Below are 14,616 nucleotides of genomic sequence, written 5' to 3'. Positions count from 1 at the left end.
CTTTTGATGCGGAACCATTCCTTGGCAAAATTATAGACATCACCATGGTCGTAATGCAGGTAAAAACGCTGCATCCTGTTTTTTTGCGGACTATAAGCCGCTACGGTATCGTTAGATTCAAATTTAATGATCCAGCTTGGTTCTTGCTGAAAACCCATCGAGTCGAAGGAAAGGCCGTTAGAGAACCTTCGCTTTACTTCGTGGTAGGTAATGCCTTTAATGGCGCTAAAATCCATCCTTTCGGTTGGAACAGCTTTAACTTTTTTGACGGGTGTTTCTTTTTCCCTGCAGCTATAAAATAAGGTGGTGGCACCGAGTAAGATATATAGAAAAATAATTCTTGGCATGTATTGGGCTTTGCCACAAATATAAAGTACTAGATCCGTCTTTTTAAAACCAGAATTTTGAAAACCAGGGTATTTTCCCTCACCAGTTGAAGAATCATCCTTTTACCGTCGCCCGATTTCAGCATTTGGTCAATATCATCAAGGTTATAATCTTCTATGGGCTTAAAGTTCAAAGAAAGTAATTGATCGTTGGTTAAAATCCCTGCGTTTTCGGCAGGCGAACCAGGCTCAATGCGGCCAATAAAATAGGCGTCGGGACTGCCATGTTTTACATAAACTTCCATACCCGACATGTCGTGTTCAAAGGTAGCCTTCATAAAACTGTTGGGTTTAAGGTACATGGCATTGGCGGCATAATCGATGGTAAGGTCAAAGTGCTTGAGCAGGTTATTGCCCAAATTTCCATTGCGCACGGGTACACCGGTTTTTGCGCCCGCCTGGCTAAATTCAGGAAAGGAGGTAAGCACATCTTTAAAGGTTTTAGAGCCAACGGTTACTGAATTTAAGCGGCCAATCCACCCACTGATTAAGCCGGCGAAACCAACACCAAGGTTTGCTTTGATGTGTTTTTCGGGCAGGGGAAAAGGTTTTCCTTCATAGGATTCCATGGATACAGCGTGACTGGCACCAATGTCCATAATCATTTTCACTTCAATATCTTCTTCCTTATCACTACTGATCCACAGCTGCACGTAAGGTTTATTGTTAATCATTTCCAATGGAATTCTTTCTCCCTTCTTTTTAACTTGAACGTCAGGCAGGCTGTAGGTCAGTTTTTTCGAAGGATAGCGGATGCGGACCGTGAAACTATTAAAAAAGTGAAATCCGATTAAACCATAAATACGCTGACCCACATAATCGGAAAGGTTAAAAAGGTCTGTTTTTAAGATCGCAGTAGGCATATTACTCATAGAGGCGTTGCCGAAACGCACATCAATCTGATCAGATAAATAAGCTTCAATATCATTTCCGGCACCTAACCCTGAGAGTTTTGTACTGCGGAGGCCCTGCAATTGCAGGCTGTCTATCATGCTAACGTCAGTAATGATGAGTGGGTTTACGCCCGTGTCGAGAATAAAGTTAAAAGGCCCTTTTCCATTGATATACAGCGGTACAATTATGAGGTTTTTAATGAGCGTAAAGGACATCGTTTCCTTTTTTCGATCGCCATCGAAAACAAAATACTGTCCATATGCTAACGGGCTGGCCCATATTTCCATGATGGTAAAAATTAGGGCAAACCTGAGCACAAAGATTTTTATGAACAGCAGAGAGGATATCATAAACTAATTTAATAAATTAGACAGAAATTCCATAAGTTATAATTGACGCATGTACGTATTTCCCCGCCCATTTTTAATTGCCTTTGCTGCGCTTTTCACCAGTCTTATCCTTCAGTCCTGCAGCGTGAAGCATAAAGCGCACAAACAGCTGAGTAAATCATTTGCCGACTCTGAAATTGTTAATACCTACCACATGGGTTTTGCACTGTACGACCTGGAAAAAGAGGAAATGCTTTACAGTAGAAACGTAGATAAATATTTTACGCCTGCATCAAATACAAAACTGTATACTTTTTATGCGGGATTAAAAATGCTGCCGGATTCTATCCCATCTTTAAGGTATGTAGAACGCGGTGACTCCCTGATTTTCTGGGGCACTGGCGACCCGTCATTTTTGCTGAGCCAGCTAAATGGAAATAAATCCTATGAATTTCTTAAAGCGAGCGAGCGTAAATTATTTTTTGCCCCTGGCCGGTACACAGGAAGTTTTTATGGCAACGGCTGGTCTTGGGACGATTATAACGACTATTACCAGGCCGAGATTAATGAACTCCCTTTGATGGGCAACCTGCTTAATTTAAGTGCCAAAGGTGGACAGCTGCAAATGGTGCCAAGCTTGTTTAAAGCTTGCTTCGTACCAGATTCTTCAGTTACCACCGGCGACTTCCGCATTACCCGTGAGTTTGACCATAATGTATTTCATTATCCTAATGTGCCTATTAAAGATAATTATAAGCAGCAGGTACCTTATAAAATCAATACGGCAACCACCTTAGCGATGTTAAGTGATACGTTGCGGAAAGAAGTGGGCCTGGTTTCCATGAAAATGCCGGCTGATGCGAAAACGGTTTATAATGTTAAAACGGATTCGGTGCTGAAAGAGATGATGCTGCCAAGCGATAACTTTATTGCCGAACAACTGCTCCTGGTTTACAGCAACCAGCTATCGGACGAGCTGAGTACAAAAAAAGCCATCAAACATATTACTGAAACTTATTTAACAGCGCTGCCAGATAAACCCGTATGGGTGGATGGCTCAGGCTTGTCGCGCGGTAATTTGTTTACCCCGCGTGACATGGTGATGTTACTTCAAATGATATACAAGGAGGTAAACAACCAGGAGCGCCTATTTTCTATGTTGCCGGCAGGGGGGCAGTCGGGTACTTTGCGCAACGCTTATCCAAGAACCGACAAACCCTTTGTGTATGGTAAAACAGGTACATTGTCAAATACCCATAACCAAAGTGGATATGTGCTTACCAAAAAAGGAAAAATTTACATTTATGCTTTTTTAAACAATAATTTTGTACAAACAACCGCTACGGTTCGTAAAGAGATGGAAAAGATTGTTACCCAAATTCATGAACGCTTTTAAGTTTAATCACCTTCCGGGGGCCATAGGTCCAGTCATTGACAGAAAGGGCCAATCTTTCCTGTATTTCGGGGGTACCGCTTATTTGGGAATGCCGCAGAATATCTTATTCAGGGATTATTACATTGAAGGCCTAAAGTTATATGGGATAAACAATGGGACGAGCAGAAACAACAATGTTCAGTTAGGGATATATGACCAGGCTGAGCAGGTTGCAGCCAAGCGATTTGGTGCCGAAGCAGCTTTAATTATCTCCAGTGGTTACCTGGCTGCACAATTGGCCGTACGCCATTTTGCCGACTGGGGTCATGTTATTTATGCACCAGCAACGCATCCAGCACTTTGGCAGCATGGAAATCCTCAGGTTACCGGTTCTTTCGGCTATTGGAGCAGGCATGTAGTAGATGTTATTAACCAGAGTGAAACCGACCGTTTTGTACTGGTTAGCAACTCCATGAATAATTTATTCCCTGAAATTTATGATTTTGGATTTTTATCTGGGGTATTGCCAGGCAAGGAAGTACTGTTGCTGGTTGATGATTCGCATGGGCTGGGGATGTTAAACGGTGGCTTGGGAAGTTATTGCTGCCTTCCGCAGCTACCCAATGTAAGGGTGTTAGTGATGGCTTCAATGGCTAAAGCACTTGGTGTAGATGCCGGCCTGATTTTGGGCGACCAACAGCTGATTTCTATCCTGAAACAAAGCCCTGTTTTTCTGGGTGCTTCGCCACCTGCGGCTGCAGGGCTGTATGCTTTTATCAAATCAGAGATGCTTTATATCATGGAGCTGGAGCGTTTGAAGGACTTATGCCGGTATTTCTCAGCTGGTTTAGGCCAGCAGAAATCTGCTTTTGCAGCACTGGAAGGATTTCCTGTCTATTTAAGTGAAAACCAAAACCTTGGTAAAACGTTAAAGGATCAGCAGGTGCTGATCTCTTCTTTTGCATATCCCGACCAGCATGGCGAGATACTCAACCGTATTGTTATAAGTAGCTGGCACCGTGAGCAGCACCTGGATTTACTGTTAAAAAGAATTCATACGGGGGAGTAAAGCCGTACCTTTGCAGCTTTTTAACAATTTGAGTACCCATGCAAAAGAGCGACGATTCTATATATACCCTGCAATTTGGTTTAGTTTGTTTAAGTTCCTTCCTGTTTTCGGCAAGTTTCAATATGTTGATTCCGGAGCTGCCTTCTTACTTAACCTCCATGGGTGGTGCAGAATATAAAGGGTTAATCATTGCGCTTTTTACCTTAACAGCTGGAATTTCCAGACCATTTAGTGGCATGCTTACCGATAAAATAGGCCGGATCCCGGTTATGGCGGTTGGCTCTATAGTGTGCTTTTTATGTGGTTTTATGTATCCGATCCTCACTACCGTTGCAGGCTTTTTATTTTTACGGTTGCTGCATGGATTTTCTACAGGCTTTAAACCAACTGCCACTGCGGCCTATATTGCCGATATCGTGCCTAATCACCGTATGGGCGAGGCTATGGGTGCTCACGGTGTCTTTTTTACTACCGGCCTTGCCATTGGCCCGGCGATAGGAAGTACCATCACTGCACATTATTCTATCGACATCCTGTTTTACTGTTCCTCTTTATTTGCCTTACTGTCTATTGTTATTCTCGCCAACATGAAGGAAACCCTGGCAGACAGGCAAAAATTTCGTTTTGGCCTGTTAAAGCTTAGGGCTAGCGATATCATCGAATGGCGGGTGATTCCGGCCTGTGTGATCATATTTATGAGTTACATTAGTTACGGTGCTATTTTAACCGTAGTGGCCGACTGGAGCAATCATTTGGGCACCAGCAACAAAGGGCTGTTCTTTGTGGTTTTTACGTTAACCTCATTGCTTATCCGTTTTGTTGCAGGTAAGGTATCTGATCAATACGGCCGTGTGCTGATTATGAAGATATCTCTAGGCTTACTTGCGGTCGCCATGGTATGGATTGGCTTTTCGAGCAGTTCACTTTCGTTATTATGTGCATCTGCTTTATATGGAATAGCCACAGGGATGTTATCGCCTACAGCAACCGCCTGGACCATTGATTTAAGTCACCCGGAACACCGTGGCAAAGCCATGGCAACGATGTATATTGCACTGGAAGCAGGTATTGGTATTGGGGCATTACTGGCGGGCTGGTTTTTTATCAATGATTTCAGCATGATTCCAGTTATTTTTTATTGCTGTGCCGGAGTTACCATACTCGCCCTGGTTTACCTGCAGTACATCTACAAAAAGGCAGAAATAAAGGCGTAGTATTATTAAAGGCTTTTGAAAGGAATGTTAAGCAGTTCATAGTTTTGCCATCCGTTAAAGTCGTAATGCCACCATTCGTTAGCTAATACTTTGAAGCCATGGGCTTGCATGGTGTTAATCAGGAAATCGCGGTTACGGATCGCCTTTGGGGGTAAATTCTTGTAATTCGCTGCTGCGGCAGGAGAGAAGCTATCGTAAGGCGTAGGCATCTCGATTTCTTTCTTGCTTTTGTAATCGATAATGGTGAGGTCTACCGCACAACCACGGTTATGGATGGAGCCTTTTGCGGGATTAGCCACAAAATTTTTATCGGAGGCTTTTTTATAAAAGGCCTGGGTAATGGCATAGGGACGGTAAGCATCGTAAATCTTCAGGCCATAACCTTGTTTTCGGAGTTCTGCCTGTATCTTTTTGAGTTGCTCAACTACCGGTTTGCGGGCAAAAGCCCGGGCTTCGGGATACATCACCTCTTTCATGAAGTTATTGGTGGTTGCATAACGAATGTCGAGCGTGATACCAGGAATTGCCTTTTTAATATCAATCAGCTCCTTTTCCGGATGTTTTTTAACCCCGTTCTTATAGGTTTTTAAGGAGCTGGTTACAACCAGCTGTGCATGCACAGGCAGGTAGAGCAGAAAGACAATACAGTACGTAATTAACTTCATGGACTATTGATTAGAAACCACCAGCAGTTCGAGGTCTTTAAAAGGAAGGTTGAACATATTGGCCAGATCTTTACTGGTCAGGTGTCCCTGGTAAATATATAATGCCTCGCGAATGCCGGGGCGGTTCCATACCACATTCATCAGCCCACCTAAATCGCCAATATCCATTAAAATAGGCGCAAGGATATTGGTGAGCGCATAAGAGGCCGTCCGGGGTACACGGGAGGCGATGTTAGGGACACAATAATGTATCACATCGTATTTACGGAATACCGGGTTAGCGTGGTTGGTTACTTCTGAGGTTTCAAAACAACCACCCTGATCGATGCTCACATCAATTACTACAGAATCTGGTTTCATACGGCTCACTGTTTCCTCCATCACGATACAAGGGCTGCGGCCATGGTTGGCACGGATGGCACCAATCACCACATCGCAGGTTGTAATCGCTTTAGCCAAAACAATAGGCTGCATCACGGAAGTGAATACACGGCTGCCTAAGTTATTTTGCAGGCGTCTGAGCCTGTATATGGAGCTGTCGAATACTTTGACTTCCGCGCCAAGCGAAAGCGCTGTACGGGCGGCGTATTCGCCTACGGTACCTGCGCCCAGAATTACAATCTCTGTGGGTGGTACGCCTGTAAAACCACCTAGCATGAGCCCCTTGCCGCCGGTTACACTGCTCAGGTATTCGGCAGCGATAAATATACTGGTTGCACCAACGATCTCACTCATGGCGCGTACCACACTAAGCACCTTTCCTTCATCGCGCAGGTGCTCGAAACAGAGGGCGTTTATCTTTTTATTCATCAGCGCCTTTACATAGCCTTCATTGAGGGTTCCCATTTGCAGCGCCGACAACAGCGTTTGGCCTTTGTGCATCAGGGCCACTTCTTCAAGGGTAGGGGGCGCAATTTTAACAATAATATCGGCTTCGAATACTTCCTTTTTACTATAGGAAATAATAGCACCCTGCTCGCTGTAGTCGCGATCGGAGAAATTAGCGCCTATACCAGCTCCGGTTTCAATTAAAACTTTATGGCCATTGTTAACCAGCAGTGCTACCGACAATGGTGTAAGTGGAATCCTGTTTTCCTGGAAAGAGATTTCCTTTGGAATGCCAATGAACAGACTGTTGTTTTTCTGTTTAATTGCTGATAAAGTTTCCTGGGGTTGTTGTAAACCTTGTTGAGCAATTGCGGCCATTCCTTCTCTTAATCCTGTAGACATTTCAATGTTTTTTTCGCTTAAATTTAACAATAAAATCCTTAACCCGAAAAACCTATGATTTAATTTTAACGAAGGATATCTCTCTCCGTTCCTCATCGATAGGTTCGATTTTTATCTTAATATAATTTTCTGGCAGCAAGGGTTCAATTTTTTCAGGCCATTCAATCAGGCAGATCTGCCCGGAAAAGAAATATTCCTCATAACCAATGTCGTATGCTTCCTGAAGGTCTTTGATGCGATAGAAGTCAAAATGATAAACGGCTTCCTTGTTTGATGTAAGGTATTCGTTAACGATGGAAAAAGTAGGGCTCGAAACAAGGTCGGTAATCCCAAGCGCAAGGCATATTTCCTTAATAAAAGTGGTCTTTCCTGCGCCCATACCGCCTTCGAACACGAAGATTTTCTCTTCGCCGGCAAAGTCTAATAACTGGTGAGCGGCCTCTTTGAGGTCATGGAGGCCGTTTATGTGTAGGGTCATGGGTATAAACTAACGTGAACTGTAAGTAGCAATTGGGATAATCATTTCTTCAAGTGAGATCCCGCCATGCTGAAAGGTTTCATTATAATAATTTACAAACTGGTTGTAGTTGTTCTGGTAAACAAAATAACGATCTTCTTTGGCAAAAATATAATTGGAGCTGATGTTAATTTTTGGCAATTGAGCTTCATGTGGGTTTTTAATTAAAAACACTTCTTTGGCATTGAAATTCAGGTTACGCCCTTGTTTGTAGCGTAGGTTGGTGTTGGTACTTCTGTCGCCAATTACTTTACTCGGACGTTTTACGCGTATGGTACCATGGTCGGTGGTAATTACCAGTTTCACTTGTTTCTGGCTCAACTTTTTAAGCAGTTCCAGTAAAGGGGAGTGTTCAAACCAGGAAAGGGTAAGGGAGCGGTATGCGGCATCATCATTAGCCAGTTCGCGGATCATCTGCATATCGGTACGGGCATGAGATAACATGTCTACAAAATTATAAACAATGGCATTGAATTCATTTTGCATGAGGTTATTGAACTGTTCGTTCAGTGCCTTTCCGTCGTCATAGGTAAGGATTTTGTTATAGCTGAACTTACATTCTTTACGCATGACCCTTTTGATCTGTTCGCCGAGGAAAGTCTCCTCATGTAAGTTTTTACCACCGTCTTCATCGTCATTTTGCCATAAATTAGGATGTTTACGTTCCATTTCCAGGGGCATTAAACCCGAAAAGATGGAATTACGGGCATATTGTGTGGCAGTTGGCAAAATGCTGGAATAAGTATCTTCTTCCTCCAGGCGGAAGTATTCGGTAATGAGGGGGTTTATGATCTTCCACTGATCGTAACGCAAATTATCTATTAGGATAAAAAATACGGGTGTGGTAGCGTTAACCAAAGGAAAGACCTTACGCTTCAACAAGTCGTTGGATAGTAAAGGCGCTTTCTCCTTGCCATTTACCCAGCCTAAATAATGGTCTTCGATGAATTTGGAGAACTGCATGTTCGCTTCTGATTTTTGCATGGTCAGAATTTCATGCATTTGCGGATCATCCAGTTTTTCGAGTTCCAGTTCCCAGAAAACAAGCTTTTTATAGACATCTACCCATTCCTCATAGCTTAGCTTATCGTTTAGGGTCATGCCAAGGCGCCTGAAATCCTGCTGGTACGCCATGGACGTTCTTGCGCTGATTAGTCGTTTATTGTCAATAATTTTTTTGATGGTCAGTAACACCTGTTTAGGGTTTACCGGTTTGATGAGGTAATCATCTATTTTGGAACCGATGGCGTCTTCCATCAGGTTTTCTTCTTCACTTTTGGTAATTAAAACCACCGGAACCTCGCTGTTAAGGTTTTTTATGGCTGATAAAGTTTCCAGGCCACTTAGTCCAGGCATATTCTCATCTAAAAAAACCAGATCGAAATGCTCTTTACTGAACGCTTCCAGGGCATCATTTCCGTTGGTAAAAGTTGTAACGTGATAGCCTTTTTCGTTCAATAATAATATATGTGGTTTTAATAAGTTGATCTCATCGTCTGCCCATAGAATTTTGGTTTCCTGCATTATGTTTTCTAATTTATGGATAAAATTAGCAATTTTTGTACCGTATAATTTATTTGGGGCAGATTGAACAAAAAGAAAATAATAAATGATCCTGTATACGGTTTCATAAATATACCGTCAGAACTGGTTTTTGACCTGATTTCACATCCATATTTTCAACGTCTGCGTTATATCAAGCAATTGGGGATGACGCATTTGGTGTATCCGGGTGCTTTGCACACCCGATTCCACCACGCCTTGGGTGCTATGCACCTCATGAGCCTTGCGATAGAAGTATTACGCAGTAAGGGCCATGTTGTGACAAAAGAAGAGGAAGAGGCGGGCACAATAGCGATTTTGCTACACGATGTAGGTCACGGGCCCTTTTCACATGCGCTGGAGCATAGCCTGGTTAAGGGCATACACCATGAGGATATCTCCATGTTGCTGATGAAGAAACTGAATGATGAATTCGAGGGGCGGTTAACCAATGCCCTAACGGTATTCAGGGGTGATGGGAAGAAGCCTTTTCTGCACCAGTTAATCTCTAGTCAGCTGGATCTTGATCGCATGGACTACCTGAACCGGGATAGTTTTTTTACCGGGGTGAGTGAGGGTGTAATCAGTTTTGACCGCATTATCAAGATGTTTAATGTAGTGGATGATCACCTGGTGATTGAAGAAAAAGGGATTTATTCCATTGAAAACTTCCTGATTTCCAGAAGGCTCATGTACTGGCAGGTTTATTTGCATAAAACAGTAATTGCGGGTGAGCAGTTATTGGTTAAAATCCTGGCGCGGGCACGGGAACTTGCATTACGTGGGGAAACTTTATTTGCCACGCCAGCCCTGCATCATTTTCTGGTCAAAGACATCTCTCCGGATGAGTTTTTTAGCCATGACATCCATTTGAAACAGTTTGTTAAGCTGGATGACCAGGATATTTTTGCGGCCATTAAAGTGTGGCAGGAACACCCGGACCGTGTGTTGTCGAAATTATGCCAGATGTTGACGACCCGGTCGTTATTAAAAACAGAGATTGGGTTCGAACCTGTAACAGCGGAAAGGGTAAATTTTTTAAAGGAGAATGTGGCTGCGGTATATGAAATTAGTATGGAGGAGGCTGAATATTTTGTGTTCACTGATGTGATCACAAATCGAGCGTATAATGCCGATTGTGGTAACATAAATATCTTATTAAAAAATAACACACTGATTGACATTGTAAAAGCCTCAGATTTATCTAATTTAGAATCATTAGACAAAACGGTAAGAAAATATATACTTTGTTATCCTCGTATTATTTAAGGTCTTTTAACAAAACAATTCATTTTAATTCCGTTTTTTTGCAGATATATTCCTTGTGTTTGTAGCACAACCGCTGCAAAATGGGTTTATTTGTTCATATCAATTTAACATTTACCTTTGTAAAATGCAATTTACTGCCAAGCAGATTAGCGAGCTATTAAGTGGAACCGTAGTGGGTAATGAAAACGTTCAGGTGGCGGAGCTTTCTAAAATAGAGGACGGTAAACCTGGGGCACTTTGCTTCCTGTCAAATCCCAAGTACGAGAATTATTTGTATACAACTGCTGCCTCAGTAGTGATTGTAGGGGATGATTTTGTCCCTGCGCAGCCGGTTAGCTGTGCCTTAATTAAGGTAAAAGATCCTTACAGTGCTTTTTCTGTATTGTTAGGTAAATATAAAGAAGTAACAAGTCAAACTGCCAATCGCTCGGGTATTGAACAGCCCAGCTTTATACATCCATCAGCAAAAATTGGGAAGAATGTTTACATTGGTGCTTTTGCTTACATCTCTGAATTTGTAGAGATAGGCGATAATACCAAGATTTATCCGCATGTATTTATCGGTGACTATTCGAAGGTAGGCGAAGATTGTGTTTTGCTTCCAGGGGTTAAAATATACAACCGTTCTGTATTAGGGAAACGGGTTACCATTCATTCCAATACGGTAATTGGGAGTGATGGTTTTGGTTTTGCCCCACAAGCTGACGGAACTTATAGTAAAATTGCACAGATTGGAAATGTAGTTATCGAAGATGATGTGGAGATTGGCTCTAACACCTCTATTGATCGTGCAACGATGGGTTCTACTTTTATCCGAAAAGGGGTAAAACTGGATAATCTGATTCAGATTGCACATAATGTTGATGTGGGTGCACATACCGTTGTTGCTGCACAGACAGGTATTTCTGGCAGTACCAAGCTGGGCGGAAATTCTGTAATTGGCGGACAGGTTGGTATAGCCGGTCATTTGACGCTGGCCAAAGGCACACAAATCGGTGCACAAGCGGGGTTAAACTTTAACATTAGCGAAGAAAACAAACAATGGCACGGTAGCCCGGCGCAACCATTAAGAAATTGGATGCGTGCATCTGTAATCTTTAAACAGCTGCCGACCCTTGAACAAAGGATTGTGCAGTTGGAAGCCAAGCTAAAAGAACTATCGTTATTAAATAATACTAAGTAGCATACAATCAGAAACAATGAATGTTAAACAAAAAACCATTAAAGGTGAGGTTTCAGTAAGTGGAGTCGGTTTACATACCGGTGTTAATGTTACCTTAACCTTTTGTCCTGCTCCGGAAAACCACGGCTTTAAATTCCAAAGAATTGATCTTCCTGGCCAGCCCGTTGTAGATGCAGATTGCGATAATGTAACTGATACCGCCCGCGGCACAACAATTTCGCAAAATGGGGCAAGTGTAAGTACGGTAGAACATGTGATGGCCTCGCTGGTAGGGATGGACCTGGATAACGTGCTGATGAAGCTTGACGGTCCGGAAACACCTATTTTAGATGGAAGCGCCATTATGTTTCTGGAAGCACTGGAAAGCGCAGGAGTTGTTCAACAGGAAGCGGATCGTGAGTATTTTCAAATACCACATAACATTACTTATACGGAAGCGGACCGTAAAGTGGAGATCGTAGCCATGCCGTTGGATGACTACAGGTTTACTTGTATGATTGACTACAATTCTCCTGTTTTAGGAAGTCAGCATGCAGGGATGTCTAGTATTGCTGAGTTTAAAAAAGAAATTGCTTCCTGCCGCACCTTTTGTTTCCTTCATGAACTGGAGTATCAGTTGAAGAACAACCTGATTAAAGGGGGTGATTTAAATAACGCCATTGTGATCGTGGATAAAGAAGTAACCCGGGAGGAGTTAAACCACCTTGCTACGATATTTAACAGGACTGAAATCGACGTTGCGCCGCAAGGAATTTTAAATAATATGAAGCTGCGTTTCCAGAACGAACCAGCACGACATAAGCTTTTAGATATGATTGGTGACCTTGCTTTGGTAGGCGTACACTTAAAAGGTCATATTATGGCTGCCCGTCCGGGGCATGCGGCCAACGTGGCCTTTGCTAAAAAGATCAAAGCAGCCATTAAAAAAGAAAAAAAGAAAAAAGTACAACATGTTTATGATCCGGCGGCAAAGCCGTTGTATGATGTGGTGCAGATTATGGATATTCTGCCACACAGACAACCATTTTTGTTCATAGACAAGATTCTTGAATTGACAAAGACCCATGTGGTAGGCGTTAAAAACGTAACCATGAACGAAGAGTTCTTTAAAGGACACTTTCCCGGTGCACCGGTAATGCCAGGAGTTATACAAATTGAAGCCATGGCACAAACAGGGGGTATTTTAGTATTAAGTACTGTTCCTGATCCGAGAAATTACCTTACCTACTTCTTAAAGATCGATAATGTTCGTTTCCGTGCACAGGTGTTACCTGGCGATACGATTGTTTTCAGGTGTGACCTGGTTGAACCTATCAGAAGAGGAATTGCACAAATGAAAGGTGTGGGAATGGTTGGTACGAAAATAGTAGTAGAGGCTGAAATGATGGCCCAGATTTCCAAAGTTAAAGAAAGTGAACGCACCATATGATCCAACCATTAGCATATATTCACCCTCAGGCACAAATTGCTGACAATGTTGTCATTGAGCCTTTTGCGGTGATCCACAAAGACGTTGTCATCGGAGAAGGAACCTGGATTGGGTCCAACGTAGTCATCATGGATGGCGCCCGTATTGGCAAAAACTGCCGTATTTTTCCTGGATCTGTGATATCAGGTATTCCACAGGACTTAAAGTTTGCCGGAGAGGTAACCACTGCTGAGATTGGTGACAATACCACGATCAGAGAGTGCGTAACCATTAACAGAGGCACGAAAGATAAATGGAGGACCGTAATAGGCAGCAACTGCTTAATACAGGCCTATTCACATGTTGCCCACGATTGTGAGGTAGGAAATTACTGTATATTTTCTAACAGCACCACGTTAGCAGGTCACATCACCATTGGTGACTATGTGGTATTGGCTGGCCTGGTTGCTATACACCAGTTTGTTAAAGTTGGGGCACATGCATTTGTTACCGGTGGTTCACTGGTGAGAAAAGATGTACCACCTTATGTTAAAGCTGCACGTGAACCTTTATCTTATGTAGGGATTAACTCTGTAGGTTTAAGAAGGAGAGGTTTCTCTTCTGAAAAAATCAACGAAATTCAGGAGATTTACCGCGTGCTGTTTGTTAAACACAATAATGTAACCAAGGCTTTGGATATGATTGAAGCTGAATTTAAGCCAACGGAGATTCGTGATGAGATTGTTGATTTTATCAGAAACTCTAACCGTGGCGTGATGAAAGGCTTCGGCTCTGGCAACTAAATAACACCATGACAATCGACTTAAAAGGTGCCGGCCGACGATTTAACCAGGAATGGATCTTCAGGAACTTCAACTACCAATTTAAAGCGGGAGAGAAGTATGCCATTCTTGGGCCTAATGGTTCAGGTAAGTCGACCTTATTAAGTGTGGTATTAGGTAATTTAAGCCCTTCGGAAGGCAAAATTGATTACCACTATAAAGACAAAGCTGTACTGGTGGATGAAATTTACCAGTACATTAGTTTTGCTGCCCCTTACCTGGACCTGATTGAAGAGTTTAGTCTGCAGGAAACTATTGACTTTCACTTTCAATTTAAAGCATTTCAGCAGGGCATGGATGCGGAACAGGTATTACACCGCCTGGGATTGGCAAAATCGCAGGATAAGCCCCTGAAATACTTTAGTTCGGGAATGAAACAACGGACGAAACTTGCCCTGGCTTGTTGTTCTGACACGCCGATTTTACTTCTGGATGAACCGACTTCAAACCTTGATGTACAAGGTGTAAACTGGTATCACCAACTGATTGGTGATTATGCTAAAAACAGGTTAGTCGTAGTTTGCTCCAACCAGGAAGTCGAGTACAATTTTTGTGACCATTTGATACAGGTTACAGATTACAAAACAATTACTTAAACCGCCCGTTTTCTAATGCTAATGTCACATAATTTGGAGTACATTAGTCTATGAAAAATATTTCAAATTTATTATTGTAGAATATATAAATAGTCCT

The 14,616-nt window shown here is 42.5% G+C and carries 13 protein-coding genes and 1 pseudogene; 8 read left to right on the top strand and 6 right to left on the bottom strand.

The features are described from left to right. Together ACR2F3_RS11470 and ACR2F3_RS11465 are read right to left on the bottom strand one after the other, a co-directional pair. Positions 1-347: pseudogene (locus ACR2F3_RS11470) on the bottom strand (hypothetical protein); the annotation flags it as partial. Positions 348-376: 29 nt separating this feature from the next. Then, the gene (locus ACR2F3_RS11465; protein ID WP_432710115.1) at positions 377-1,567 is read right to left on the bottom strand and encodes an aspartyl protease family protein; all 1,191 of its coding nucleotides are present in this window, start codon (positions 1,565-1,567) and stop codon (positions 377-379) included. A gap of 112 nt (positions 1,568-1,679) precedes the next feature. On the opposite strand from ACR2F3_RS11465, the gene ACR2F3_RS11460 reads away from it, so the two are divergent. Genes ACR2F3_RS11460 through ACR2F3_RS11450 form a run of 3 tightly spaced genes read left to right on the top strand, consistent with a single transcriptional unit; the run spans position 1,680 to position 5,267 of the window. Then, positions 1,680-3,005 carry a D-alanyl-D-alanine carboxypeptidase/D-alanyl-D-alanine-endopeptidase gene (locus ACR2F3_RS11460; protein WP_432710114.1) on the top strand — a complete coding sequence of 442 codons (1,326 nt, stop codon included), beginning with the start codon at positions 1,680-1,682 and terminating at the stop codon, positions 3,003-3,005. Further along, positions 2,992-4,053: an aminotransferase class I/II-fold pyridoxal phosphate-dependent enzyme gene (locus ACR2F3_RS11455; RefSeq protein ID WP_432710113.1), complete on the top strand. Its 1,062-nt coding sequence runs from the start codon at positions 2,992-2,994 to the stop codon at positions 4,051-4,053. The genes ACR2F3_RS11460 and ACR2F3_RS11455 overlap by 14 nt, the downstream gene beginning before the upstream one ends. 38 nt (positions 4,054-4,091) lie before the next feature. Continuing rightward, complete coding sequence (locus ACR2F3_RS11450) at positions 4,092-5,267, top strand: MFS transporter (RefSeq protein ID WP_432710112.1); 1,176 nt, start codon at positions 4,092-4,094, stop codon at positions 5,265-5,267. 5 nt (positions 5,268-5,272) lie between these two features. Here ACR2F3_RS11450 and ACR2F3_RS11445 read toward each other — a convergent pair whose 3' ends face one another. From ACR2F3_RS11445 to ACR2F3_RS11430, 4 genes are read right to left on the bottom strand one after another with little or no spacing between them, the layout of a single operon-like run. Further along, complete coding sequence (locus tag ACR2F3_RS11445; protein WP_432710111.1) at positions 5,273-5,932, bottom strand: M15 family metallopeptidase; 660 nt, start codon at positions 5,930-5,932, stop codon at positions 5,273-5,275. Between the two features lie 3 nt (positions 5,933-5,935). Then, on the bottom strand, positions 5,936-7,162 hold the full coding sequence (locus ACR2F3_RS11440; protein WP_432710110.1) for an alanine dehydrogenase: 1,227 nt from the start codon (positions 7,160-7,162) through the stop codon (positions 5,936-5,938). Between the two features lie 52 nt (positions 7,163-7,214). Then, positions 7,215-7,640, bottom strand: a complete 426-nt coding sequence (gene tsaE / locus ACR2F3_RS11435; RefSeq protein ID WP_432710109.1) for a tRNA (adenosine(37)-N6)-threonylcarbamoyltransferase complex ATPase subunit type 1 TsaE — start codon at positions 7,638-7,640, stop codon at positions 7,215-7,217. 9 nt (positions 7,641-7,649) lie between these two features. Beyond that, the gene (locus ACR2F3_RS11430; protein ID WP_432710108.1) at positions 7,650-9,203 is read right to left on the bottom strand and encodes a PglZ domain-containing protein; all 1,554 of its coding nucleotides are present in this window, start codon (positions 9,201-9,203) and stop codon (positions 7,650-7,652) included. A 63-nt stretch (positions 9,204-9,266) separates the two neighbouring features. Between ACR2F3_RS11430 and ACR2F3_RS11425 the strand changes: the two genes are divergently transcribed. The 5 genes from ACR2F3_RS11425 (at position 9,267) to ACR2F3_RS11405 (ending at position 14,519) form a co-directional block, all read left to right on the top strand. Beyond that, positions 9,267-10,490, top strand: a complete 1,224-nt coding sequence (locus tag ACR2F3_RS11425) for an HD domain-containing protein (RefSeq protein WP_432710107.1) — start codon at positions 9,267-9,269, stop codon at positions 10,488-10,490. A gap of 124 nt (positions 10,491-10,614) precedes the next feature. Continuing rightward, positions 10,615-11,673, top strand: coding sequence for a UDP-3-O-(3-hydroxymyristoyl)glucosamine N-acyltransferase (gene lpxD / locus ACR2F3_RS11420; protein WP_432710106.1), 1,059 nt, complete (start codon positions 10,615-10,617; stop codon positions 11,671-11,673). A gap of 16 nt (positions 11,674-11,689) precedes the next feature. Next, on the top strand, positions 11,690-13,102 hold the full coding sequence (locus tag ACR2F3_RS11415) for a bifunctional UDP-3-O-[3-hydroxymyristoyl] N-acetylglucosamine deacetylase/3-hydroxyacyl-ACP dehydratase (protein ID WP_432710105.1): 1,413 nt from the start codon (positions 11,690-11,692) through the stop codon (positions 13,100-13,102). Beyond that, entirely contained in the window at positions 13,099-13,884 is a 786-nt protein-coding gene (lpxA, locus tag ACR2F3_RS11410; RefSeq protein ID WP_432710104.1) for an acyl-ACP--UDP-N-acetylglucosamine O-acyltransferase, read from the top strand. The genes ACR2F3_RS11415 and lpxA overlap by 4 nt, the downstream gene beginning before the upstream one ends. Before the next feature lie 8 nt (positions 13,885-13,892). Then, positions 13,893-14,519, top strand: coding sequence for an ABC transporter ATP-binding protein (locus tag ACR2F3_RS11405; protein WP_432710103.1), 627 nt, complete (start codon positions 13,893-13,895; stop codon positions 14,517-14,519). Positions 14,520-14,616 lie beyond the last annotated feature (97 nt).

Source organism: Pedobacter sp., assembly GCF_045627485.1.
In the GTDB taxonomy this organism is placed as follows: Bacteria; Bacteroidota; Bacteroidia; order Sphingobacteriales; family Sphingobacteriaceae; genus Pedobacter.
The sequence above is the reverse complement of the archived record's forward strand: the minus strand, read 5'-3'. Positions and strand labels throughout refer to the sequence as shown.